The organism is Chryseobacterium sp. 22532, assembly GCF_052044665.1.
Taxonomy (GTDB): domain Bacteria; phylum Bacteroidota; class Bacteroidia; order Flavobacteriales; family Weeksellaceae; genus Chryseobacterium; species Chryseobacterium lathyri.
Window position 1 is genome coordinate 35,977 of the sequence record NZ_JBQENJ010000005.1, and the last position, 22,440, is coordinate 58,416.

22 protein-coding genes are annotated in these 22,440 nt (G+C 36.8%); 5 read left to right on the plus strand and 17 right to left on the minus strand.

The genetic code is table 11. The annotated features are described in order from the left end of the window. Positions 1-32: 32 nt before the first annotated feature. From gltX to ACTJIV_RS14295, 6 genes are all read right to left on the minus strand, one after another. Positions 33-1,760, minus strand: coding sequence for a glutamate--tRNA ligase (gltX, locus tag ACTJIV_RS14270; protein WP_440628259.1), 1,728 nt, complete (start codon positions 1,758-1,760; stop codon positions 33-35). A 150-nt stretch (positions 1,761-1,910) separates the two neighbouring features. Continuing rightward, on the minus strand, positions 1,911-2,816 hold the full coding sequence (locus ACTJIV_RS14275; RefSeq protein ID WP_440628261.1) for a glycosyltransferase family 2 protein: 906 nt from the start codon (positions 2,814-2,816) through the stop codon (positions 1,911-1,913). A gap of 33 nt (positions 2,817-2,849) precedes the next feature. Next, complete coding sequence (locus tag ACTJIV_RS14280; RefSeq protein ID WP_440628263.1) at positions 2,850-4,364, minus strand: hypothetical protein; 1,515 nt, start codon at positions 4,362-4,364, stop codon at positions 2,850-2,852. Between the two features lie 20 nt (positions 4,365-4,384). Continuing rightward, a complete protein-coding gene (locus ACTJIV_RS14285) occupies positions 4,385-5,623 on the minus strand; it encodes a glycosyltransferase family 61 protein (protein ID WP_440628264.1) in 1,239 nt (412 codons plus the stop codon). Positions 5,624-5,674: 51 nt separating this feature from the next. After that, positions 5,675-6,877 carry a glycosyltransferase family 4 protein gene (locus ACTJIV_RS14290; RefSeq protein WP_440628266.1) on the minus strand — a complete coding sequence of 401 codons (1,203 nt, stop codon included), beginning with the start codon at positions 6,875-6,877 and terminating at the stop codon, positions 5,675-5,677. After that, positions 6,874-7,851: a glycosyltransferase family protein gene (locus ACTJIV_RS14295; RefSeq protein WP_223560382.1), complete on the minus strand. Its 978-nt coding sequence runs from the start codon at positions 7,849-7,851 to the stop codon at positions 6,874-6,876. Before ACTJIV_RS14295 ends, ACTJIV_RS14290 begins: the two co-directional genes overlap by 4 nt. A gap of 41 nt (positions 7,852-7,892) precedes the next feature. On the opposite strand from ACTJIV_RS14295, the gene ACTJIV_RS14300 reads away from it, so the two are divergent. Then, a complete protein-coding gene (locus tag ACTJIV_RS14300) occupies positions 7,893-8,990 on the plus strand; it encodes a glycosyltransferase family 4 protein (RefSeq protein ID WP_223560381.1) in 1,098 nt (365 codons plus the stop codon). On the opposite strand, the gene ACTJIV_RS14305 is transcribed toward ACTJIV_RS14300, so the two are convergent. The 9 genes from ACTJIV_RS14305 to pdxA form a co-directional block, all read right to left on the minus strand. Next, the gene (locus ACTJIV_RS14305; RefSeq protein WP_111955570.1) at positions 8,987-9,730 is read right to left on the minus strand and encodes a polysaccharide deacetylase family protein; all 744 of its coding nucleotides are present in this window, start codon (positions 9,728-9,730) and stop codon (positions 8,987-8,989) included. The genes ACTJIV_RS14300 and ACTJIV_RS14305 overlap by 4 nt on opposite strands. Before the next feature lie 381 nt (positions 9,731-10,111). Beyond that, a complete protein-coding gene (locus tag ACTJIV_RS14310; RefSeq protein ID WP_440628269.1) occupies positions 10,112-10,867 on the minus strand; it encodes a glycosyltransferase family 2 protein in 756 nt (251 codons plus the stop codon). Continuing rightward, positions 10,867-12,114, minus strand: a complete 1,248-nt coding sequence (gene rocD / locus ACTJIV_RS14315) for an ornithine--oxo-acid transaminase (protein ID WP_440628271.1) — start codon at positions 12,112-12,114, stop codon at positions 10,867-10,869. The genes ACTJIV_RS14310 and rocD overlap by 1 nt, the downstream gene beginning before the upstream one ends. Positions 12,115-12,534: 420 nt before the next feature. Beyond that, positions 12,535-12,942: a type VI secretion system tube protein TssD gene (gene tssD / locus ACTJIV_RS14320; RefSeq protein WP_111955564.1), complete on the minus strand. Its 408-nt coding sequence runs from the start codon at positions 12,940-12,942 to the stop codon at positions 12,535-12,537. A 327-nt stretch (positions 12,943-13,269) separates the two neighbouring features. Then, positions 13,270-14,625, minus strand: a complete 1,356-nt coding sequence (accC, locus tag ACTJIV_RS14325) for an acetyl-CoA carboxylase biotin carboxylase subunit (protein WP_111955562.1) — start codon at positions 14,623-14,625, stop codon at positions 13,270-13,272. A 99-nt stretch (positions 14,626-14,724) separates the two neighbouring features. Beyond that, positions 14,725-15,207 (minus strand): acetyl-CoA carboxylase biotin carboxyl carrier protein, encoded by a 483-nt coding sequence (gene accB, locus ACTJIV_RS14330; RefSeq protein ID WP_440628274.1) that lies wholly within the window; start codon positions 15,205-15,207, stop codon positions 14,725-14,727. Between the two features lie 127 nt (positions 15,208-15,334). Then, the gene (gene rpmF, locus ACTJIV_RS14335) at positions 15,335-15,538 is read right to left on the minus strand and encodes a 50S ribosomal protein L32 (RefSeq protein ID WP_007843326.1); all 204 of its coding nucleotides are present in this window, start codon (positions 15,536-15,538) and stop codon (positions 15,335-15,337) included. 66 nt (positions 15,539-15,604) lie between these two features. Continuing rightward, entirely contained in the window at positions 15,605-16,135 is a 531-nt protein-coding gene (locus tag ACTJIV_RS14340) for a YceD family protein (RefSeq protein ID WP_111955558.1), read from the minus strand. An 84-nt stretch (positions 16,136-16,219) separates the two neighbouring features. Next, positions 16,220-17,311, minus strand: a complete 1,092-nt coding sequence (gene pdxA / locus ACTJIV_RS14345) for a 4-hydroxythreonine-4-phosphate dehydrogenase PdxA (protein ID WP_111955556.1) — start codon at positions 17,309-17,311, stop codon at positions 16,220-16,222. Between the two features lie 48 nt (positions 17,312-17,359). Here pdxA and ACTJIV_RS14350 point away from each other — a divergent pair, with 48 nt between their 5' ends. Genes ACTJIV_RS14350 through ACTJIV_RS14360 form a run of 3 tightly spaced genes read left to right on the plus strand, consistent with a single transcriptional unit; the run spans position 17,360 to position 20,101 of the window. Next, complete coding sequence (locus ACTJIV_RS14350) at positions 17,360-17,944, plus strand: riboflavin synthase (protein WP_111955554.1); 585 nt, start codon at positions 17,360-17,362, stop codon at positions 17,942-17,944. A gap of 1 nt (position 17,945) precedes the next feature. Continuing rightward, entirely contained in the window at positions 17,946-19,400 is a 1,455-nt protein-coding gene (locus ACTJIV_RS14355; RefSeq protein ID WP_111955552.1) for a sensor histidine kinase, read from the plus strand. After that, positions 19,400-20,101: a tRNA1(Val) (adenine(37)-N6)-methyltransferase gene (locus tag ACTJIV_RS14360; protein WP_440628276.1), complete on the plus strand. Its 702-nt coding sequence runs from the start codon at positions 19,400-19,402 to the stop codon at positions 20,099-20,101. The genes ACTJIV_RS14355 and ACTJIV_RS14360 overlap by 1 nt, the downstream gene beginning before the upstream one ends. A gap of 64 nt (positions 20,102-20,165) precedes the next feature. On the opposite strand, the gene ACTJIV_RS14365 is transcribed toward ACTJIV_RS14360, so the two are convergent. Beyond that, positions 20,166-20,876: a cell division ATP-binding protein FtsE gene (locus ACTJIV_RS14365; RefSeq protein WP_111955548.1), complete on the minus strand. Its 711-nt coding sequence runs from the start codon at positions 20,874-20,876 to the stop codon at positions 20,166-20,168. A gap of 155 nt (positions 20,877-21,031) precedes the next feature. After that, entirely contained in the window at positions 21,032-21,190 is a 159-nt protein-coding gene (gene rpmH / locus ACTJIV_RS14370) for a 50S ribosomal protein L34 (RefSeq protein WP_034701860.1), read from the minus strand. Positions 21,191-21,426: 236 nt separating this feature from the next. On the opposite strand from rpmH, the gene ACTJIV_RS14375 reads away from it, so the two are divergent. Continuing rightward, positions 21,427-22,431 carry a DHH family phosphoesterase gene (locus ACTJIV_RS14375; protein WP_111955546.1) on the plus strand — a complete coding sequence of 335 codons (1,005 nt, stop codon included), beginning with the start codon at positions 21,427-21,429 and terminating at the stop codon, positions 22,429-22,431. The last annotated feature ends 9 nt before the right edge of the window (positions 22,432-22,440 follow it).

A 22,440-nucleotide genomic window follows, 5' to 3' on the forward strand; every position in this document is an offset into this window, starting at 1 on the left:
AATCTTTCAAATTTATGAAAAATTATGAAAAACTATTTAAAATTATTGATAGCATTGTTTATTCGGGAGATAGTTTCCTCTTTTCCAATCAGTTCCATGATATCCGGAACATCCGGGCCTTTCAGTTCTCCTACCAGAGCCAAACGTAACGGCATCATTACTTTTCCCATCCCCAGGCCTTTGTTTTCCGCGAAATCGTGAACTGCCTGCTTCAGGATTTCTGAGCTAAATTCAGTGGCAGTAAGATTTTCGGATAATTCCCCTAAAACAGCTGAAGTTTCCTCGTTCCATGCTTTTTTTGATGCTTTTTCATCGTAAGAAACCGGAGCTTTAAAGAAAAATTTTCCGTTTTCATAAATATCTTTAGGAAAGGTAGCTCTTTCTTTCATCAAACCGATGATCTTTACTAACTTTTCATCAGAAACACCGGAAAGGTCAATGTCTGTATTTTTTAACAGCTGCAGAAGCTCGTCGTCCGATTTCATCTGGATATACTGATGGTTGAACCATTCGGATTTCTCCTTGCTGAATCTGGCACCTGCTTTATGTACTTTATGAAGATCAAATTCTTTACCCATTTCTTCCAGTGATAAGATTTCTTTATCATCTGAAGGAGTCCAGCCTAACAAAGCGACCATATTGATAAATGCATCAGGAAGATATCCGTTTTCTCTGTATCCTTTAGAAACAGCTCCCGTTGCAGGATCTTTGAAGTCCAGCGGAAATACAGGGAATCCAAACTTATCACCATCTCTTTTGCTTAATTTTCCGGAAAGACCTTTCTTTAAAAACTGTTTTACAGAAGCGGTTAACGGATTATCTTTATCATTTTCGCCCAGCATTGATTTAAATCTCGGGCTTTTTACTTCTGCAAAGAAAGATTTAATAAGCTCTGCTGATTCATCAAAAGAAAACTGGCTGTTTTTCAAAACGAATTCTTCTGCAAAAGATTTTGTGATGCTGTCAATATTATCTTTATTAATTAAAGTTGATACATCAGGCTTCAGGATTAAAGAAAGGTGGGCAAACTGAGGTGCTTCCCATCCCATCGCTTCGTATAATAAAGTGTGAAGTCCTAAAGATGGCAGCCATTCTTCACCACGGATCACGTGGGAAATTTCCATTTCGTGGTCATCAATGATGTTGGCAAAATGATAAGTAGGCATTCCATCGTTCTTTACAAGGACTTTATCATCCAGTGTATTGGTGTTCACAGAAGAATTTCCTCGGATGATATCCTGAAGGTTTAATGTTCTGTCGACCGGCATTTTGAATCTTACCACATAAGGTGTTTTTTCATCCAGTAATTTCTGAACTTCCTCTTCGGAAAGTGCGACACTGTTTCTGAGACGGTTTCTGGTTTTATTATCATAAGAGAAAACCTCACCGTTGGCTTCAAATTCAGCACGGATGGCATCCAGTTCTTCAGGAGTATCAAAAGCGATATAGGCATAATCTGTTTTCAGGATCTGCGCTGTGTATCTGTCGTAGATGTCTCTTCTTTCAGACTGTCTGTAAGGGGCAAATCTTCCTCCTTTCTTAGGACTTTCATCAGGAACGATTCCGCACCATTCTAAAGCTTCTTCGATATAGTCTTCAGCTCCTTCTACATATCTAGCCGTATCTGTATCTTCGATTCGAAGTACAAATTCACCACCCTGGTTTTTGGCAAAAAGATAATCATATAATGCGGTTCTTACGCCTCCCAAATGCAAAGGTCCGGTAGGACTTGGAGCAAAACGAACTCTTACTTTCCCCATTTCAATAAAAATTTTGTGCAAATTTACTGAAAATTACCCGAGTTCAGGTGAAGAAAATTAAGATTAAAGGGCCGGAAGCTTGAAGAGGGAGGCTGGAAGTTCCTGTTGGGGTTAATATAACTTCTTTCTTCCGTCTTCAAACTTCCTATCTTATTTAAGCATCAGCAGTTTGAAGAATAAGACAGGATTTTTGTACTTAATTCTGTACTTTTCTTTTTTCCACTCTGTTTGCAGCCTTTCTTTTTCAGATTCTGAATCTGTTTCTGATAATAGGATTTCGTATTTGAAATGAATGAGCTTAAGTCTGTATTTTTTATAAAGTTCCTGATCGGCTTTTATGTAATCAATGTATTTATGAGTCACTTTTTCATAAGAATCTTTCATCAGCTTCCAGTTTCTGGAAAGGCTGGTGGACAGGATTCTGTAATAGAATAGTTTCTTATCAATGAATCCAATTTTATAGCCTTTGGAAGTCAGTCTTAAATTCATATCCCAGTCTTCGGTATTGATGTTTTCATCAAATGGATATTTTACAAGAAGTTCTCTTTTTACAAATGTTCCTACATTGGCCGTTTTGTTTTCCGAAACATTTTCATGGAAAAAATTATTAAGCGTGTCCATGATCTGTTTTTTCTCTTTCGGAGTATAGGCATCTGTCATTTTCTCTTCCGACTGATAATATTTATAACCGTCCGAAAGAATGAAGTCTACAGGATTTTTCTCAATGTATGATACTTTTTCTGAAAGATGGTCTTCTGTATACCAGTCGTCTCCCGAAAGCAGGGAAATATATTCTCCCGATGCATGAGAAACTGCAATGTTAATGTTTTTTGCTACGCCGAAGCTTTCTGTATTTCTGATGATTTTGTAGTGCTTGTCAAACTTTGAAAGAGCCTGTTCTGCATTTTCAGATGTCCTGTCTTGCGAGGCATTATCCAAAAGAATAATTTCATAATTGCGGTAGGTCTGCGAAATGGCGGACAAGCATGCCTGTTCAATGAACTTTTCATGGTTCATGGTGATGATGATGAGGCTTACAAGCGGCGGGTTGTTCATTGTTTAAAGATACTGATTTTAGATAGGATGAGTTTAATTGCTATAAATGGTAAAATATTCTGTCTTCCTGATCGCCTTTTTTTGTTTCATAAGTTCAAGGGTTATTGAACTGACAAAGAAGCCTTTTTTATAGTAATGAAAGAGATTGTTATCTACTGCTATTGGGTTTGTTTTTAATTTTTGAAGCTCAGATTTCCAGCTTGGGTATTCAATGTCCATTTCCCATGACGCACGGTTCAAAAAACTGGTGTTAATAATATCCAAAAGAGGTGAAGCGGGTAAGAATATAATATTTTTATGCACTTTATGTATCCTTTGTGCTTCCAGGATATAAGAATATTCTTTTTCCGAGACCAATAGACCTGAAACTGCCGGGATGTTTTTAATAAAGAGATGTTTAGAGGCAAGATTTTCGGAAGCATAAGGATATTTGCCTCTATATATTGAAAAGACGGTTAATATAACTCCCCATAAAAGTATAAAAAATTTGTTCTGCTTTTCTATAAACCTATAAAGAAGAATCAAAATAAAAAAAGCAGGTGTATTATATCCCCACGATATAGAAGAGCACCATCCGAGAAACAGCAATAAAAATATAAATTTATTTTGCCGTTCATATTTTAGAAATAAGATGAATAAGAGAACATACAAAACATAAGCTCCCCTGAATTGCCCATCATTAAAAAAAGGATATATGATAAAGACCGGCAATACAGCCATCAATGCTATTTCAAATACTTTTCTATTAATATTTATAAAATAGATCAAGGACAATGAAAGAATATAGAGTATGGTGTGAAAGTTTTTTTCAAAAGAAAAATAAGGAGCTATACAACCTTCGTAAAGATAAGATGGCGATGCAGACTGTAAAACCTGATCTATAAATAAGCTGAAATTTTCAATAATCCGATACTGAAACAATACTGCAATTAAAAATAAAAAAGAAGGAATAAAGAGGTACAGGTCTTTTTTTGTAATCACCAATTTTTTAAACAGATCAAAAAGGATAATCACTGATGCTCCCAGTCCGAAAATCATAAACGATTGCTTGGTAAGAGAAGCGAATACAATAAAAAGGAGTGAACTCAGATACCATTTTTCTTTATAAAACAGCAGCGCAAGGACGGCAAAGAAAATTCCGTCTATAGTATGCCAGGGCATAATGGGGAAGGTATGAAGAAAACATAATACCAGAAATACGGTAGTCTGTAGATCCTTCCTCTCAAAAATAAGCTTCTGTATGGTATAACAAATGACAAAGCTTTCTATAATAACAAAAAACCGGGAAATTAGAATTAAATAATCAAAATGCAGCGGAATAAACTTGAGCAGGTAATCCCAAAAAATGACTCCGAAAAAAGGACGGATAAAATCGAAATCCTTGTAAATAATCTGCCCGGCTTTTAATCTTTCTACTGCAGACAGCTGAAACCCTAAGTCAACCTGATTAATGGAATAAACACTTATAAACGCAAAATATAAACCTGATAAAAATAGTATTCCGTAAGAGAAAATCTGATTTTTATTATAATTGGGTACTAAATTCATATTTTGTAATCGTGATCTGTTTAATCCGTGACTTCTTGCATATTGATTAGCTTATCCAAGTACTGACTAAAAACTTCAGGATCCAGTCTGTAATCTTCATGGAAACCTTCATAATCCTGCGGGTAAATATAAAAATAAAGATCGAAGCCTACTTGCTTAGCTAAGGTAGAAAAAATTGCAAAATCTCCCCATACGGAACTGAACCAGCTCAGGCCTTTAGCACCTTGGTTGGCAAATAATACATTCGTCCAGGCTGCACCACTGGGGCCAATAATATATTCGGCATTGTTGACCAGGTAGATTTGTTCATGAATGTTCAGATCTTCAAAAAAGACTTCTTCAAACCCATGCTTTTGTACCAAAGCCAGGATTTCTTCTTCATTATATTTTCTATACTGAGATCTTCTGGAGATAAATATTCTTTTAACTGGCTGAATGTGGACTTTGGCGAGATCCAGATTGTCAAAGGCTGTTTTTCGGAGATATTGGAGCGACGATTTTGATAGTTTTGTAAACCCGGCCTCATAGGTCATACCCGGCATAATATTCGGGACTGCATAATTGTTGCTGGTGATATGCCACAGCTTTTTAAAGCGGTAATAATTTTTTTCGTGGCTGAGGAACATAATTTTATAATCCTTCAAAAAGAACATAAGCAGGTCCTTCAGATTTTCGACCTTCTGTACATCTTCATCTATGATGATCAGCTTATTTTTTGCATCAGGAATATGTTTGAAATACTCAACTTTGGACAGGATATCTACCAGGAAATGATAATAATTGAAAGTAAACGTTCCACCCATGAAAATAGCTTCCTCGTCATAATAAACCTCTTTATAGTTCTTCACCTTGGCAAGAGTCATTGAATGCTGCAAAAGATTGTTGGTATTGTAGACATACGTGATTCTGTCGTCGTCATGCCATTTTTCATAATAGATCTTCTCTTTTTTCAGATCCAAAAAATAAGTGGAATTGGGAATACAGAAAACATTCTGAAGGGCAAAAATCTCTATGGCATTTTTAGGTGTTTTTATAGAAGCTTGAGTCGTAGTATCAAACGTTTTAGGCAGAAACAATTCTGACTCTTCTTTGTCACTGATTGTAATTCTTTCCGTACAGTATTCAGAAGGGATGGAATCCAGCGGTAAAAAATCGGTTACGAGTCTTTTGGCTTTCCTGAAAAAAGACTTGATATAATATTTTTTTCTAAGTGCTTTAAGCTGCTTTTCTAAATTTTCAATTTGTTCCTTCGCATTCATATTCTAAAACTTAGGATGAACTAAGAAGCTCGTTCGTTATTTCCGGAAATATTACAGTTTGTATTTTTCTATAATTTCTGTATAATAACTTATGGTCTCATCCACCATCATATCAATGCCGAATTTAGATTCTATTAATTTTCGTGCATTGACTGATATCCTGTTTCTCAGCTCATCGTCTTCAAAAATAAGACTTATTTTTTCGTGGAAGTTTCCTTCCCCGGCAATCAGCCCATTCGCAGGTTCCTCTATGATTTCTTTAAAGGAATCTATCGCAGAACATACAATAGGTTTCTGCATGGCCATTACCTCGAGCAAAGATAAGCTAAAATTTTCACCTTTAGAGGGGAAACACACCACCTCTGCTTTGCCGATGAGCTGTACAATTTCCTCTCCCGGTTTATTGCCATAGAAATGAATTGAATTCCGGGTCTCCATATCAGGGATGTTCTCAGTGATATAGGCCGGATAATGATTGGGCTTTCCTATGAAATGAAGCGATGTTTCAGGATATTTTTTTTTGAGCTTAATAAAAGCACTGATCAGAGTTTCTGCCCCTTTTTCAAAAGAAACATTTCCTAGAAAAAATACAGATTTGGGAATGATTTCTACATTTTCTACAGGTTTGTAGAACTGTTCATCAATGCCGTTGTAAATGAGTTTCGGATCTTTGATACCAAACAGGTTCTTATTGATCTTCTCATTATACCGGGATATCGTAATAATATTTTCGGAACTTTTAAAAGCAGCTTTTTCACAGAAGATTCTTCCCTTATGCACTTTTTTGTAGCCAAAATATTTTTCCAGAACAGACCATGAGCCATGGCATCTGATCACATAAGGAATTTCTTTAGGGATGGAAAGTGCCAGACCGTCAAAGTCATGGGTTTCTGCAATGTCAAAATGAAGATTAATCTTACTGATCCAGGAACTGATCTGATTAGAGATGCTTTTTTTCTCGTATAAATAGGTTTTAAAATGAATCTGCTCAAGAATTTTCAGTTTTCCGGTAAAAGACCTTAGCAGTTCAAGAAGAGGATTGGCTTTGAAAATATCTTTGATTGAATGGATCTTTACACCGTTTTCCTCTATATCAAATACATATTTTGAAATCAGGAAAACATGTACTGAGATCCCTCTCTTTACAAGTTCTGCGCATAAATTTTTATAAAAAACGCCTGTTCCGCCTACTTTAGGAGTTCGGGAAGATTTGTATTCCCGGGTTACAATAAGTACATTTTTTATTTCTTTCATGAATTCAGTTTAAATACAGTGTTCACCCAATGGTCGAGAGTATACTTATAATAAACTTCTTCAGGCAGTTTTTCGTATGGTGTAGTGAAAAAATCTTTTTTCAGATTGCGGAAATTCTTATCCAACACCAAAATGTTATTGGGATTATAAAAATCATATGTTTTGATGGTGGGGTTATCAGTAATAATTTTCTTTTCCAGAGCCATGGCTTCAAATATTCTGAAGCTGAGTCCGGTCTGGTCGGCCCGCATCAGGTCAAGGATAACTTTGGTATTCTTATAATAGGCGGGAAGTACGTGATGAGGTATCTTTTTTCTTCCGAACTTTAAAATATCAATATTTTTTTTATCAATGATCTGGTTCAGTTTATTTTTCCAGCCCTTTTTACCAACCATATAGACCTCGAATTTTATTTTCATTGGATGTATACGGTTGATCAACATATTTAGGGCAGAAAGCCTTTTTTGGTCATACGATGTGATGTAAAACAGGTCCAGCTTCGGACGCTGCTTGGATGCCGGAATATGGTCCAGGTAATTATAATTGGTAATCTTTTCGAATCCGAAGTTCTTTACATCTTCATCATCAAAAGAAAATATCGTATCAAAATAATGTAGAAGATGGGTAGCCGGGTTCCGCGCCATGCTGTCATACAGATAGGCAATGTTCCGGTCCGTATATTCCCTGATCTTTTGATGGATGCTTTCGTCAATAGCCTCAGGATTGATGACCAGGATTTGATCCTGTCGTCCTATTTTTTCCAGAGACTCCAGTATGAAACTTTGTCTTTTGTGATATTTTGGATTTTTGCCCAGAAAAATCTTGCTGAACGTGTTTTTTATACGCTCTCCGGTATTTTTGTGGGTAAAGGCTCCGATGTTGATGTGGCATGCTTCAATGCCTTTATCACTCAGTTTTTCCACTATGTGTTCATCATAATTCCAGAAATCGAAGCTGATTAAACAAATTTTCATACTGCAAAAATAAAAATTTCATATTTAAATTTATATTTTTGATGAAAAGCCTGACCGGAATGCAAAAGAAAATTCTTATTGATGTCGAAAGATTAAAGTACCCGAAGTCGGGGATTGCCAACGTATGTGTTTCATTAATAAAGGGTCTGGACGAGAAAACCTCTGATTTTGAGTATACTTTTTACGGACCAAAAAAAAATATTCCAGAGACGAAAAAAAACTTTAATATTATCGACTGGAAGTTCTGGCAGAAGAAATTTTCTATAAATACTCAGCCTTTTTCCCTGATCCATACTGCTCATCAGCTTTCCAAATATTTTCATACCGTAAAAAAAGGACAAAAAAAGGTAGTAACGCTTCATGATCTTAATTTTCTTCACGATGGAAGCCTGGAACAAAAAGTGAAAAAAGACACAAAACTCGTTCAGAAAAATATAGGTAATGCAGATGCCATCGTTTGTATCTCAGAATTTGTAAAAGAAGATTTTCTTAAGAACAGGAAGCTTTTTACTTTAAAAAATGACGTTAAAGTAACAGTAGTCTATAACGGACTCATTTTTCCCGAAACCACGGAGTTCACTTCTAAGAATAGGTACAGTTTCATCGGGAAGAAATATATTTTAAATATCGGAGTGCTTTTCCCCAAAAAAAATCAGGATGTACTTCTGGATCTTATTTCAAAAAATGACAGAGACCTGGTATTGGTAACTTCATCTGCAAAATCTGCCTATAAAGAGAAATTTTTGGAGAAAATAAAAACTCTGGGACTGGAAGATAAAGTGCACATCCTGGAAAATATAGATAATAACGAAAAATATTTTCTTCTTCAGCATTGCGAATCATATTGCCATCCTTCATTGGCAGAAGGTTTTGGAATTCCTCCCGTGGAAGCCATGTATTTTGGAAAGCCTGTTTTTTTAAGCACATTAACAAGCCTTCCTGAGATAGGGGGAGATTTGGCTTTTTATTTTGATGACTTTTCAGCGGAACATATGCAGCAGGTTTATGCATCCGGAATGCAGGCTTACGGCTCCGGAACGGATGAATATGCTGTACAGTTAAAGCAGAGAGCCCTAAAATTCGGATACCTGGAAATGGCAGGAGCTTATGAAAAGCTTTACCATGAACTACTGAATTAAAGTTTAATCTTTCCGAGCCTTAATTTCCACTTAAATACATCGAAACTGTCACCTCCCCTGATATCAATTCTTTTAATCTCAAATTTATTTTTCCAGGGATAATAGGCAATATTGTTACCGATGCGTACTGCAGAAATAATTCCTGCTTTTTCGAGTAGGGAGAAAAATTCTTTTTTTTGTTCCCCTTTCTTAGGGAATTTGCCATAAGGGTAGGCGAGTACCTTGGTGAAAGGGATTGCTTTTTCCTCCAGGGTACGGATGTTTTTATGAATATCATCTGCTGCTTCCTGAAGTGAGATCTGAGAAAAGTTCTTATGAGAGTGGCTATGAAGCGCAATTTCAACGATTTCAGGATTTAGCGATCTGATCTCGTCAAATGTCATGAGCTGGCGGTTTTCATCCGCTTCGCTTTTCTGGATAAGTTCGGTTGGAATGAAGATGGTGGCTTTCAAACAGTATTTTTCCAGCAAAGGAACTAAGTATTGAAGATTGTTGAGGTAGCCATCATCAAAAGTGAGAATGAGTTTGTTTTTCAACTGGCTGTTGGTTTTCAGTTCATTAAAAAATAAGGTGTTATAATTATTTTTAATGTACTTAAACTGCTGTTCCAGATCTTCTGCCGAAACGGTCAGCAAATCTTTGCCGGAAATTTTTTTCTCCGGCAAAACTTTATGATACATGAGAATGCGGACACTTTCTGTTCCTGAGAATCCGAATGTTCTTTTAATAAATCTGAGCATGGCTATATGAATGTATAAACCGTGTTTTATATAATGCTGTCTATAAAATTATTTACGGTTTATATAATTCTATTGTTTATTACTGACTAACTGATTGAATAATGTATGAGTCTACAAAAAAAGACATCTGTTACAAGATTCAAAATTAATTAAATATTGAACGCATTAACTTAAAAATAGCTTAAAATAAGATTTAAGCTAACAAACAACTTGAACACAAAGTTAAGTAAGAAGTATTAAGTAAGGACAATAAAGCGATAAATAGAGGTCATCCGGCTATTTATAACAATCTGCATTAGATGATTAAATCTATGGCATTATATAACAGAACAGCCGGCTGCAATAGAATTGAGCCGGCTGTTTAGTTTTAATCCGAAGAAATTATTTGAATTTATGGATCTCGTTAATTTTTATATACTTCAGAAAGGTGTAAAATGCTCCGGTGATTGAGATATAAAATCCGGCGACGCCATCCAGAAAGCCCAGTTTAAAAAAATAGGTTTTCATGAAGTCATAAAAAGGAGAAAATATAATTTTGAAAAGAGACACTGATTTCCCGTTCAAAACCTTTTTTTCTGCCATCAGCTGTGTATAATTATTGATCTTTTCAATATGATGGGCTATGCTTTTATAGGTGTAGTGATCAATATTTCCGGGAAGCCTTCCTTTTTTATCCTGTGTAATAAAGCATTCATGTACCAAATCGTCAGAATATTTTCCGTGCCCTTTTCTGAAGAATCTTTCTCTCCACACATTACCCCAGCCGCCATATTGTATGGTTTTCTTCAGCAGAATATTGTTGAAGTGGATCTCATAGACGTTATAGGAAGGATTGGAACTGGTTAAAACTTCTTTGATAGCATCAACAGCCGTTTTATCCGGAACTTCATCGGAATCCAAAAACAGGATCCACTCTCCGGAAGCTTCAGACAGGGTATAGTTTTTCTGACAGCCGAAGCCGTGAAATTTTTTTCTGATAAATTTTACCTTCGGAAACCCCATACAGATTTCCTCAGTTTTGTCTGTGGAAAAAGAATCAACGACTATTATCTCATCAGCAATCTCGTAGACACTGCTGATGCTTTTTTCAATGACTCTTTCTCCATTTAAAACAATATAACAGACTGATAACTTCATTAACGAAATTCTGTAATAGTTTTTTCAATGATTCTGACACAGTCTAAAAGCTGCTCTTCTGTAATAACCAAAGGTGGTGCCAGTCTGATGATATTTCCGTGGGTAGGTTTGGCCAAAAGTCCATTTTCTTTTAACTGTAGGCAAAGGTTCCATGCTGTAGAGCTGTCCGGAGTATCATTAATTAAAATAGCATTCAAAAGGCCTTTTCCCCTTACTTTGGTAATAAGACTGTTGTTTTCGATAATTTTTTCGATTTCGGCTCTGAAAAGTTGTCCCAGCTGTTCGGCTCTTTCGGACAGTTTCTCATCGGCAACCACATCCAATGCTGCTACGGCTACGGCGCATGCAATAGGATTTCCTCCAAAGGTAGAACCGTGCTGTCCCGGCTTGATTACATTCATAATGCTGTCATTAGCCAATACTGCAGAAACAGGATACATTCCTCCGGAAAGGGCCTTTCCTAAGATAAGAATATCAGGCTGTACATTTTCATGGTGGCATGCAATAAGCTGTCCTGTTCTTGCGATACCGGTCTGCACCTCATCTGCAATAAACAGTACGTTATGTTTTTTACATAATTCAGAAGCGTTTTTCAGGAAACCTTCATCCGGAACGTAAACACCGGCTTCACCCTGGATAGGCTCCACTAAAAATGCAGCGATATTTCCTGCTTCTCTGTTCAGAACTTCTTCTAATGCTGCAGTATCATTGTAAGGGATTTTTATGAATCCGGGTGTGAAAGGTCCATAGTTCTGGTTGGCATCAGGATCATTGGAGAAAGAAACAATGGTAGTTGTTCTTCCGTGGAAATTATTTTCGCATACGATGATCTTGGCTGCATTTTCTGAAATTCCTTTTACTTCGTAACTCCATTTTCTGGCTAATTTTACGGCTGTTTCTACGGCTTCAGCTCCGGAATTCATAGGAAGTACCTTATCAAATCCAAAAAGGGAAGTGATTTTTTGCTCATACTCGCCTAATTTTGAATTGTAAAATGCTCTTGATGTCAGGGCCAGCTTCTGGGCCTGATCTACCAAAGCTGCCACAATTTTAGGGTGGGAATGTCCTTGGTTCACAGCAGAATATGCTGAAAGAAAATCATAATATTTTTTGCCTTCCACGTCCCATACAAAAACGCCTTCGCCGCGGTCAAGAACCACTGGAAGAGGGTGATAGTTATGGGCTCCATGTTTGTCTTCAAGGTCAATAAAATACTGTGAGTTTTTTGCTGTTGCTGCTGTTGACATATGTTTCGGTTTTTGACAAATTTAAGCATTATTAATGAGATGCATGAACAAAAACGTAATACAGTACAACTGGGGATTTAAAGTGTATTTTAAGGCTATGTTATGCTCCTCTAGAAAATATTTCTTTTCCTGATCAAGGGGTGTAGGTTTTATATCTTTCCGGAATGGGTTCTATTATTTTTAGGATGTTGTTATTATCATATTAATAAAGTACGTGAAGTTTTTCGGATCATATTGCGGGAACTCATTTAAAAGAAATATTAGCGATCATTATTTGTTTTTATAAATAAGCTTAACCATTTTTAGGGTATATTTTTTAGGTTAAAATAGTGACCGTCAATACAACAAAAAAGACAGAACAGTATCCCTCACTTCGGGTTACCGTTCTGTCCGCTGTTTTTTGATATAGAAATTATATTCTTAAGATGTAGGCCATTCTGCTCTATAAGAAGAATTACCCAGATCAATATGCTCGGCACTCACGACGAAGCTGATGTACATACTGTTGTCATCTACCGCGTCAAAATCTACTTCGTGCTGAATTACATATCCGTTTTCCCATTTCAGAGTAGTCAGTGTTCCTTCTTCGTGAGATTTGTTGAACGTTACTTCTCCGGTTGTAGGTTTGTATTTTCCGTTCAGAAGACTTTCCAGAATATCTGATTTTTCTGTAGCTTCAACTGTGATTTTGATGAGAGCATTGGAAGGATCTGATGCTACTCTTCCTGATACGTCTGTAGAACGGGATACACTGTAGTTAAGTTTTAATAACTTCTGTCCTTCACCGCCATTGAATTTTAGAATTCCTCTTGAATTTCTTTCTGCCATGATTAGTAAATTTTAAATGTTAATATTGTGTGATTGGATATCTTATGTCACCAAATTTAGAAGTAATTATATTACCAGGAAAAAATTTTTAAAAGAATTTTAAAAAGTGTCGTAATTCTTCGACTAACAGTTGTTAGGTGATTTGTTTGTTGGTAATCAGCTGCTTATAGGTTTTTTACATTAAGAGTTTGTTTACTTTCGATGGACAGGACGAATGGAAGGATTTTGAAATGCAGATCAATATTTTCTCAAAAAATGAAGTTTGCAAAATTAGGTATAAAAAAACTGCCTCAAACGAGGCAGTTAAAAATTTATAGATCAATAATCTTAGTGATTATCATATTTTCTATCCATTACAAAATCTTCCATGAATTTTGTTGTATAGTTTCCGGCCAGATAATCTTCATTATCCATCAGCTGTCTGTGGAACGGGATAGTTGTTTTTACCCCTTCAATATAGAATTCTTCTAATGCACGTCTCATTTTAGCGATAGCTTCCTCACGGGTTTGAGCCGTAGTGATAAGCTTAGCGATCATTGAGTCATAGTTGGAAGGAATTGTGTATCCTGAATATACGTGAGTATCTACTCTGATCCCGTGTCCACCAGGGATATTTAATCCTGTGATTTTCCCCGGAGAAGGTCTGAAGTCTGCATATGGATCTTCAGCATTGATTCTGCACTCAATTGAGTGTAATTTCGGGTAGTAGTTGATTCCCGAGATAGGCGTTCCTGCAGCAAGAAGAATCTGCTCTCTGATCAGGTCATAATCAATTACCTGCTCAGTGATAGGATGTTCTACCTGGATTCTTGTATTCATCTCCATGAAATAGAAATTTCTGTGCTTGTCTACAAGGAATTCAATAGTTCCCACTCCTTCATACCCAATAAATTCTGCAGCTTTTACAGCAGCTTCACCCATTTTCTCACGAAGTTCGTCAGTCATAAATGGAGAAGGTGTTTCTTCAGTTAACTTCTGGTTTCTTCTCTGTACGGAACAATCTCTTTCAGAAAGGTGGCATGCTTTACCAAATTGGTCACCTGCAACCTGAATCTCGATATGTCTTGGCTCTTCAATCAGTTTCTCCATGTACATTCCTCCATTCCCGAAGGCCGCTACAGCTTCCTGAATCGCAGATTCCCAGTGGTCTTTAAGATCTTCAGCTTTCCATACAGCTCTCATTCCTTTTCCACCACCGCCTGCGGTAGCTTTGATCATGACAGGATATCCTGTTTCTTCAGCCACTTTTACAGCATGCTCGTAAGATTCAATTAATCCGTCAGAACCAGGTACACATGGTACTCCTGCTGCTTTCATCGTTGCTTTAGCGTTTGCCTTATCGCCCATTTTTTCAATCTGTTCAGGAGAAGCACCAATAAACTTGATGTTATTTTTCTGGCAGATTCTTGAGAAATTAGCATTTTCAGACAAGAATCCGTAACCTGGATGAATGGCGTCAGCATTAGTGATTTCTGCTGCAGCAATAATATTAGGGATTTTAAGGTAAGAGTCCTTACTCATAGGAGGACCTATACAAACCGCTTCATCAGCAAATCTTACGTGAAGACTGTCTTTGTCGGCAGTAGAATATACTGCAACGGTTTTGATCCCCATTTCTTTGCATGTACGTAAAATACGCATTGCAATTTCGCCACGATTGGCTATTAATATTTTTTTGAACATCTTCTTCAATTTGAAAATTAGATAATTTGAAAATTAGGTAATGTTATTTTGAATGCAGAATTAAGTCTAACATCTAATGTCTAACATCTAACTTCTAAATTAAGATGGATCTACTAAGAATAAAGGCTGGTCGTATTCTACCGGAGTAGCATCGTCTACCAGGATCTTCACGATTTTTCCGCTGATCTCAGAATCGATCTGGTTGAATAACTTCATTGCTTCGATTACACAAACTACTTTTCCTGCAGAAACTTCGTCACCGACATTTACAAATACATCTTTATCTGGTGAAGGCTTTCTGTAGAAAGTACCGATCATAGGAGATTTGATAGCCACATATTTGCTGTCATCAGATACTGCTTCTGCTTTTTCAGCAGGAGCCGCTGCCTGAGATGCTACAGGAGCAGGAGCCGCTGCAGCCTGAGGAGCTGTATGGTAAACTGCTGGTTGTGCATAAACCGCATCGCTACCGGCTAATGGAGTTTTAATAGTGATTTCGAAATCTTTAGTTTTGTATTTTACTTCTGAAACTTCAGCTTTAGATACAAACTTGATAAGATTTTGTATGTCTTTAATGTCCATAAATTTGATATTTGATTTTGTCCCAAAGATACCAAAAAAACACAAAAAACAACAAAAAACCGCCTAATTTTATCAAAATTGGGCGGTTTTTGTATTAAAATGAGGCTTTTTCAGTGAAAAGCGACTCTTAGTTTTCTTCTGTAGTTGCTACTTCTTTTTCCAATACTACTTTACCTCTGTAGTAAAGTTTTCCTTCATGCCAGTGAGCTCTGTGGTAAAGGTGAAGTTCACCAGTTGTTGCATCTTTCGCTAATTGAGGAACTACTGCTTTATAATGAGTTCTTCTCTTATCTCTTCTTGTGGACGACTGTCTTCTCTTAGGATGTGCCATTTTGAATAACTTTTTTAATTGATGAGCGATGAGATTCATCATCTCATCATATTTAAATTATTTTATTTAATTATTGTCTTTTAATTTTCTCAGTGCGTCCCATCTGGGATCGCTCTCATGATTTTCCTCTTCGGGTTCCTCAATATCTTTTGGACTGAACCTGTTCAGAATTTCCAGATCTTCATCGCTTACATTCGGTGAAATTTTCTTCATCGGTATAGAAAGCTGTACATTTTCATAGATCAGTTGTGCCACATTGAATGCGTGATCTGAGGCTGGGATGGTAATGACATCTTCATTGCTGTCGTCGTATTCTTCGCCAAAATGCACTAAAATTCCGATCTCGTTTTCAATAGGGTAGTCGAATTCATCATTTGTGATATCACAAATAAGCTCTACTGTTCCATGTACTTTGATCTCAAATTCTAAAAATGTCGTATGCTTTTCAAGAAAAACATCAGCTGTTATTTTAGGATTTGTAAATTCCTGTTCAGTGTCAAATAATTGAAAGAACGTTTTATCTATCTCAAATTTGAACACGTGCTTCCCGTTTTTAAGTCCGGAAAAGCTTACGTCATAGTTTCTTAACTTGTCCATAAAATGAGTGTGCAAAAATATGCAATTTTTTTATAATAACAAATAAAATACATAACAAATTAATTTAAAATTTGTTTTAACAATTTATCCTTCGTTTTCGTCAGGAAGATCCTCATCTACTCCGTTATCCACAGCCATTTTTCTCGGCTGCATACGATTGCTCATCAGGTCATTATATTCGCTTCTGTTCTTAAAAATCTTAATAGCAGTGAAGATAGCTTCGGTAAAACTCTGCTCATCAGCAATGTTTTTTCCTGCAATATCGTAGGCCACTCCGTGGTCCGGAGAAGTCCTGATAAACGGAAGTCCTGCTGTATAGTTTACGCCTTCTTCATAGGCTAATGTTTTGAATGGGGCAAGTCCCTGATCATGGTACATGGCTAAAACAGCATCAAAGCTTTTGTATTTATTAGGCTGGAAGAAACTGTCTGCAGGATAGGGTCCAAACGCTAGTATTCCATTATCAGAAAGCTCTTTTATTGCCGGCTCTATAATCTCGATCTCTTCTTTTCCGATCACACCTCCGTCTCCAGCGTGAGGGTTTAGCCCCAATACTGCAATTTTTGGTTTTTGTATGCAGAAATCTTCTATTAATGTCTGGTTCAGGGCTCTGATCTGTTTTTTTATTTTTTCTTTGGAAATATTTTCTGCAACACTGGCAATGGGGATGTGATGGGTAGAAACAGCTACTTTCAGATCTTCTGTAACCAGGAACATCAGTCCTTTTTTACTGAATTTTTCCTCGAAATATCCTGTGTGTCCTGCATGCTTAAAGCCCATTTTTACCATTTCATCCTTATTGATAGGCGCTGTAACAAGCACATCAATCTCTCCTTTCATTAAAGCTTCGGTGGCCAGTTCCAGGGAATCAATAGCCATTTTGGTAGATTCTTCTGTAGGAACACCTAATTCTACATTCACATTGTCTTTGGTGAGGTTCACCATATTCAGTTTTCCTGCCTGAGCCTGCGATGCTTCATTAATGTAGTTGAAGTTAAGATTCAGTTTGAAAATATTTTTCTGAAAGGTAAATAACTTTCCCGAGCCAAAAATCACCGGAGTGAAAAAATCCGTAATGGTTTTGTCACTCAGGGATTTCATGATGATCTCCGGACCGATGCCGTTAAAATCACCGATTGAAATTCCTACTCGTACTTTATGGTTTTTTGGGCTCATTTTGATTATCTTTGAAGATTATAATTTACAAATTTAGCAAAAAATAATATGTTCACAGGAATTATTGAAGCAGTTGGCATTATTGAAAAGATTGAAGAAAAAGGAAGTAACATAGATTTTACATTAACATGCCCTTTTACGAACGAGCTAAAAATAGATCAAAGCCTTGCCCATAACGGATGCTGTCTTACAGTTGTTGAGATTAAAGAGGATCAATATGTAGTAACGGCAATCAACGAAACACTGGAAAAGACCAATCTTGGAAAATGGGACGTGGGTACTGTGGTAAATCTTGAGCGATGCATGAAGATGGACGGAAGATTAGACGGACATATTGTACAGGGGCATGTTGACAAAACCGGTGAAGTAGCAGGAATTGAAAATAAAGACGGAAGCTATTTTATTACCATTAAATATGAAGACAACGGTAGTTTTGTAACTGTTCCGCAGGGGTCCATTACGGTAAACGGAATAAGCCTCACGGTAGCAAAAAGTGAAGATACACAGTTTTCTGTAGCTATTATTCCATATACGTGGGAGTTTACGAATATGCAGCATCTTAAAATCGGAGATAAAGTTAATTTAGAATTTGACATCATTGGTAAGTATATTGCTAGATTAATTAAAAAGTAGGATGCCAATAAGTAAATATAAAGGATACAGTTTAAGGAACCGGGTGTTTTTCGGGTTCTTACTCGTATGTTTTTTAAGTGTTGTTGCTACCTCGCTGGTTCCCTATTTTGTTTTAAGGAATAATTCCCTGCAGCAGAGTAATATCGACATGCAGGAGAAGACCAATGCCGTGATGAGATATCTGGATTATGCTGTGAGCCGCACCCTCGTTGAGACAAAGGATCTGCCACAGGTTTTGGGGAATAAGATTTTTGAAATAGCAGATATCAATCAGCATGATATTGTGATTTATGATCTGAAAGGAAGCTATCTTCTTTCCAATAAAGATGAAAGCCTTATTGACCAGAAAACCATCCCACTCAATATTGTCAATAAAATTCTGGCTACCGATTCAAGAGTTGATATTAAAGGGTATGACAAAACCAAAGACGCAGGACGTACTTCATCGTATCTCCTTTTAAAAAATAATGAGCTTGAACCCATAGGAATTGTATATATTCCTTTATATCATAATGAATCTGCCTATCTGGATGTCCTTCATCAGTATATAAAATATATTTTGCTGGTAGATATTTTTCTTATTTTGTTCAGTGTCTGGATAAGTTGGGTAACGTCCAACAGTCTGGCGAAAAATATTACTAAATTTTCTGATATGATCACCCGTATTACATTGTTTGAAAATGAAATGCGGCCTATCAGGTACTATAAAAATGATGAGCTTAATGCACTGGCAAGGGCTTATAACAGGATGATTCTGCAGATCCAGGATCAGAAAGAAAGGCTACGGTTTAAAGCCTCTGAAGAAGCCTGGAGAGAAATGGCAAAACAGGTGGCCCATGAGGTTAAAAACCCTCTTACTCCAATGAAGCTTACCATTCAGAATTTTGAAAGAAAATTTGATCCTGAAGACCCGAATATCAGAGAAAGAGTAAAACAGATGAGCAAGACTATGGTAGATCAGATTGACCTGATTGCGACTGTTGCCTCAGCTTTCTCAGAATTTGCAAAACTTCCTGAAAAAAATAATGAAGTCATCAATCTTAATACTGAAGTGGAAGATATTCTGCGTGTTTTCAATGATGACAGCATTTTTATGCATTCCAATAAAGGTAATATTATGATCAATATGGACAGGATTTACCTTTCCAGGATCATTACTAATCTTGTAACCAATGCAAAACAGGCCCAAAGCGATGAACGTAAGCTGATTATCAACGTAGATGTGGAACAGCATCAGAGAAGGGTAATGATTTCCATACAGGATAACGGAATCGGGATTCCTGAAAATATGTATGAAAGAATATTTGAGCCTAATTTCACCTCTAAAAACAGCGGTATGGGACTTGGACTTTCTATGGTAAGAAAAATGATCGAAGACTACAAAGGGGAGATTGCAGTGAAATCAGAAGTAGGGAAGGGGTCTACATTTACCATTACACTACCTACGAACCTATAGTGAAGCCTTTTAAATTTAAATATTTTGAAATCCAACAGTCGAAAGAGGTCTTTCGTGTAGGAACAGACGGTGTTTTGCTGGGTATTCTGGCTGATGTAAAGAGTGCTTCGGAAGTTTTGGAGATAGGAACCGGAACCGGCCTGATTTCGTTAATGCTTGCTCAGAGAAATGATCACGCTTCTTTTCTGGGTCTTGATATCAATGCGGACGCTGCTCTGCTGACTAAAAAGAATTTTGAACAATCTCCTTTTCATTCAAGGCTGAAAAATATCCATCAGGATCTTAAAACTTTTCATACAGAAAATAAATTTGATCTTATTGTTTCAAATCCTCCTTATTTTGAAGAATCCGGATCTGATAAAGATAAAATAGCACGTCAGACTGTAGAACTGAATTTCCAGCAGCTTATTTCTGTTTCTGCAAAACTTCTGTCTGATCATGGTGTTTTGTCGGTTATTATTCCTGTTGAGGCCGGCAGTGTTTTTATTGATATAGCATCAGAAAACCGATTGTTCTTAAAACGAAAAGTTAATATTAAAGGGATTGAGAATTCAAAAACGAAAAGATTAGTTCTGGAATTTTCGTTCATAGAAAGGGCTATTGAAGAATCTGATTTTGTCATAGAAAAAAGTCCGAGACAATACTCGGACCAATATCTTGAACTCACGAAGGAGTTTCATGTCTTTAAAAGTAGAAGCTAGAAACTAGAGGTTAGATGGTCATATTCAGTCTGTACCTCCAATTTGTAATTCTTTATCTTATGTCTTATTCAAATAACTCTGCAGTATCCAACACGGAAACTTTTCCGTCTTCGCATCTGATCGCTTCTCCAGGGAAGTTCTGGATCATATGGTAATCGTGTGTTGCCATTACTACTGCGGCTCCGTTTTCAAGGGCTACCTGTTTCAGAAGCGTCATGATTTCATTGGATGTTTCCGGGTCAAGGTTTCCTGTAGGCTCATCGGCAAGGATAAGATCCGGATGATTAAGTAAAGCCCTTGCAATAGCGATACGCTGCTGCTCCCCACCTGAAAGTTCATGCGGCATCTTGTGCTTTTTGCTTTTCATGTTTACACTTCCAAGAACTTCATTGATGCGGTCTTCCATTTTTATTTTATCACTCCACCCTGTTGCTTCAAGAACGAATTTCAGATTTTTCTCAACTGTTCTGTCAGAAAGTAGCTGGAAATCCTGGAATACAATCCCCAGTTTTCTTCTCAGGTTAGGAATATCAGATGGTCTCAGTTTGGCAAGTTCAAAACCTACCACAGCTCCATGTCCTGATGCTAAAGGAATGTGTCCGTAAAGTGTTTTCAGAAGAGAGCTTTTTCCGGAACCTGTTTTTCCGATAAGGTAACAGAATCTGCCCTTTTTGATGTTAAGATTAACGTCAGAAAGAACAGTAAAGTTTTTTTGCGCAATTTTTGCGTGCTGTAAGCTTATAATATTATCTCCGGAGATATGTGTATGCGGCATAATTCAATTTTATAGTGCTATTTCTAAAATATTTTTTCAGATCTTAAAAATAGAGAAAAGAAGCTTAAAAACCCTAAACTTTAGGAAATTTTAACAACAAAAAATGCCTGAAAAACTTCTTTTCAAGCATGATTTGTATATGATAATTCGAGATATTATCTCTTAGCGCGGGCTGCACTAACAGTTAAACTCTTTCTGCCTTTAGCTCTTCTTGCTGCCAAAACTCTTCTACCATTTGGCGTAGACATTCTTTCTCTGAAACCGTGTTTGTTTCTTTTCTTTCTTTCTGATGGCTGGAATGTTCTTTTACTCATTACTATATATTTAAATCGTAATTAATCTATTAATTTTCAGGTTGCAAAGATATAGAAATTTTTAAAAGTTACAAATTTTACTTATCTTTTTTTAGAAATTATTTGACAATGCTTTTTATACCAATATTGACAAACTGCATTAAGAAACGAAATTTTGTGCAAAGAAATAATATTTAGCTGATTTATTTAAAAGCTCTATCTTTGAAAACTCAAATTTAAAGAAAAATAAACACACGATGTTTACACCAGCAGAACTTTTAGATATCAACACATTACTTACGCCTGAAAATAAAATAATTATCCTTACCCATTATAATCCGGATGGCGATGCTATAGGCTCCAGTCTGGGATTAAAGCATTATCTTGGGGCAAAGGGAATTCCGGTGGAGGTGATTGTTCCCAATGATTTTCCGAAATTTCTGAAATGGATGCCGGAATCCAAAAAGGTGGTCATCGGGGAGTATAAAAGAAAGTATGCATCTGATCTGATCAGTGGGGCAGATGTTATTTTTTGTCTTGATTTTAACTCGCCTTCAAGAATAGGATTATTGGGAGAATGGCTGATTAAATCTAAAGCTAAAAAAATACTTATCGACCATCACCAGCAGCCGGAAAATTTTGACTTTGTGTATTCTGACACAGTGATTCCAGCCACCTCACAGATGATTTATCATTTTATTGAAGCAATGGAAGATGAAAGGCTGGTCAATCAGGATATTGCAGAATGCCTCTATACTGGGATCATGACGGATACAGGCGGTTTCCGTTTTCGTTCCACAAGCGCAACGACTCACAGGATTATTGCCAATCTGATAGAAAAAGGAGCTGATCCTTCCGTTATAACCTCGAACACATGGGATACCAACACAGTTTCCCGTCTTCACCTTCTTGCTCTCGTGCTGGGAAGGATAGAAGTCGTGAATGATGGTAAAGTAGCTGTGCTGTCACTTACAAGAAACGAGCTGAAGGAATTTGGTTTTCAGAAAGGAGATACAGAAGGTTTTGTCAATTATGGACTGAGCATTGCAGGAGTAAAAATGGCAGCTTTCTTTATGGAAGACCTGTATGATGATTTTATCAAGATCTCTTTCAGAAGTAAGGATGATGTGGACGTGAACCAGTTTTCCAGAAAATATTTCAGTGGTGGCGGACACATCAATGCTGCGGGTGGAAAATCTGATGAATCTCTTCCGGATACCATCGAAACATTCAAGAAAAGACTGGAGCAGGAAGAGCTGTAAAGGAATTAG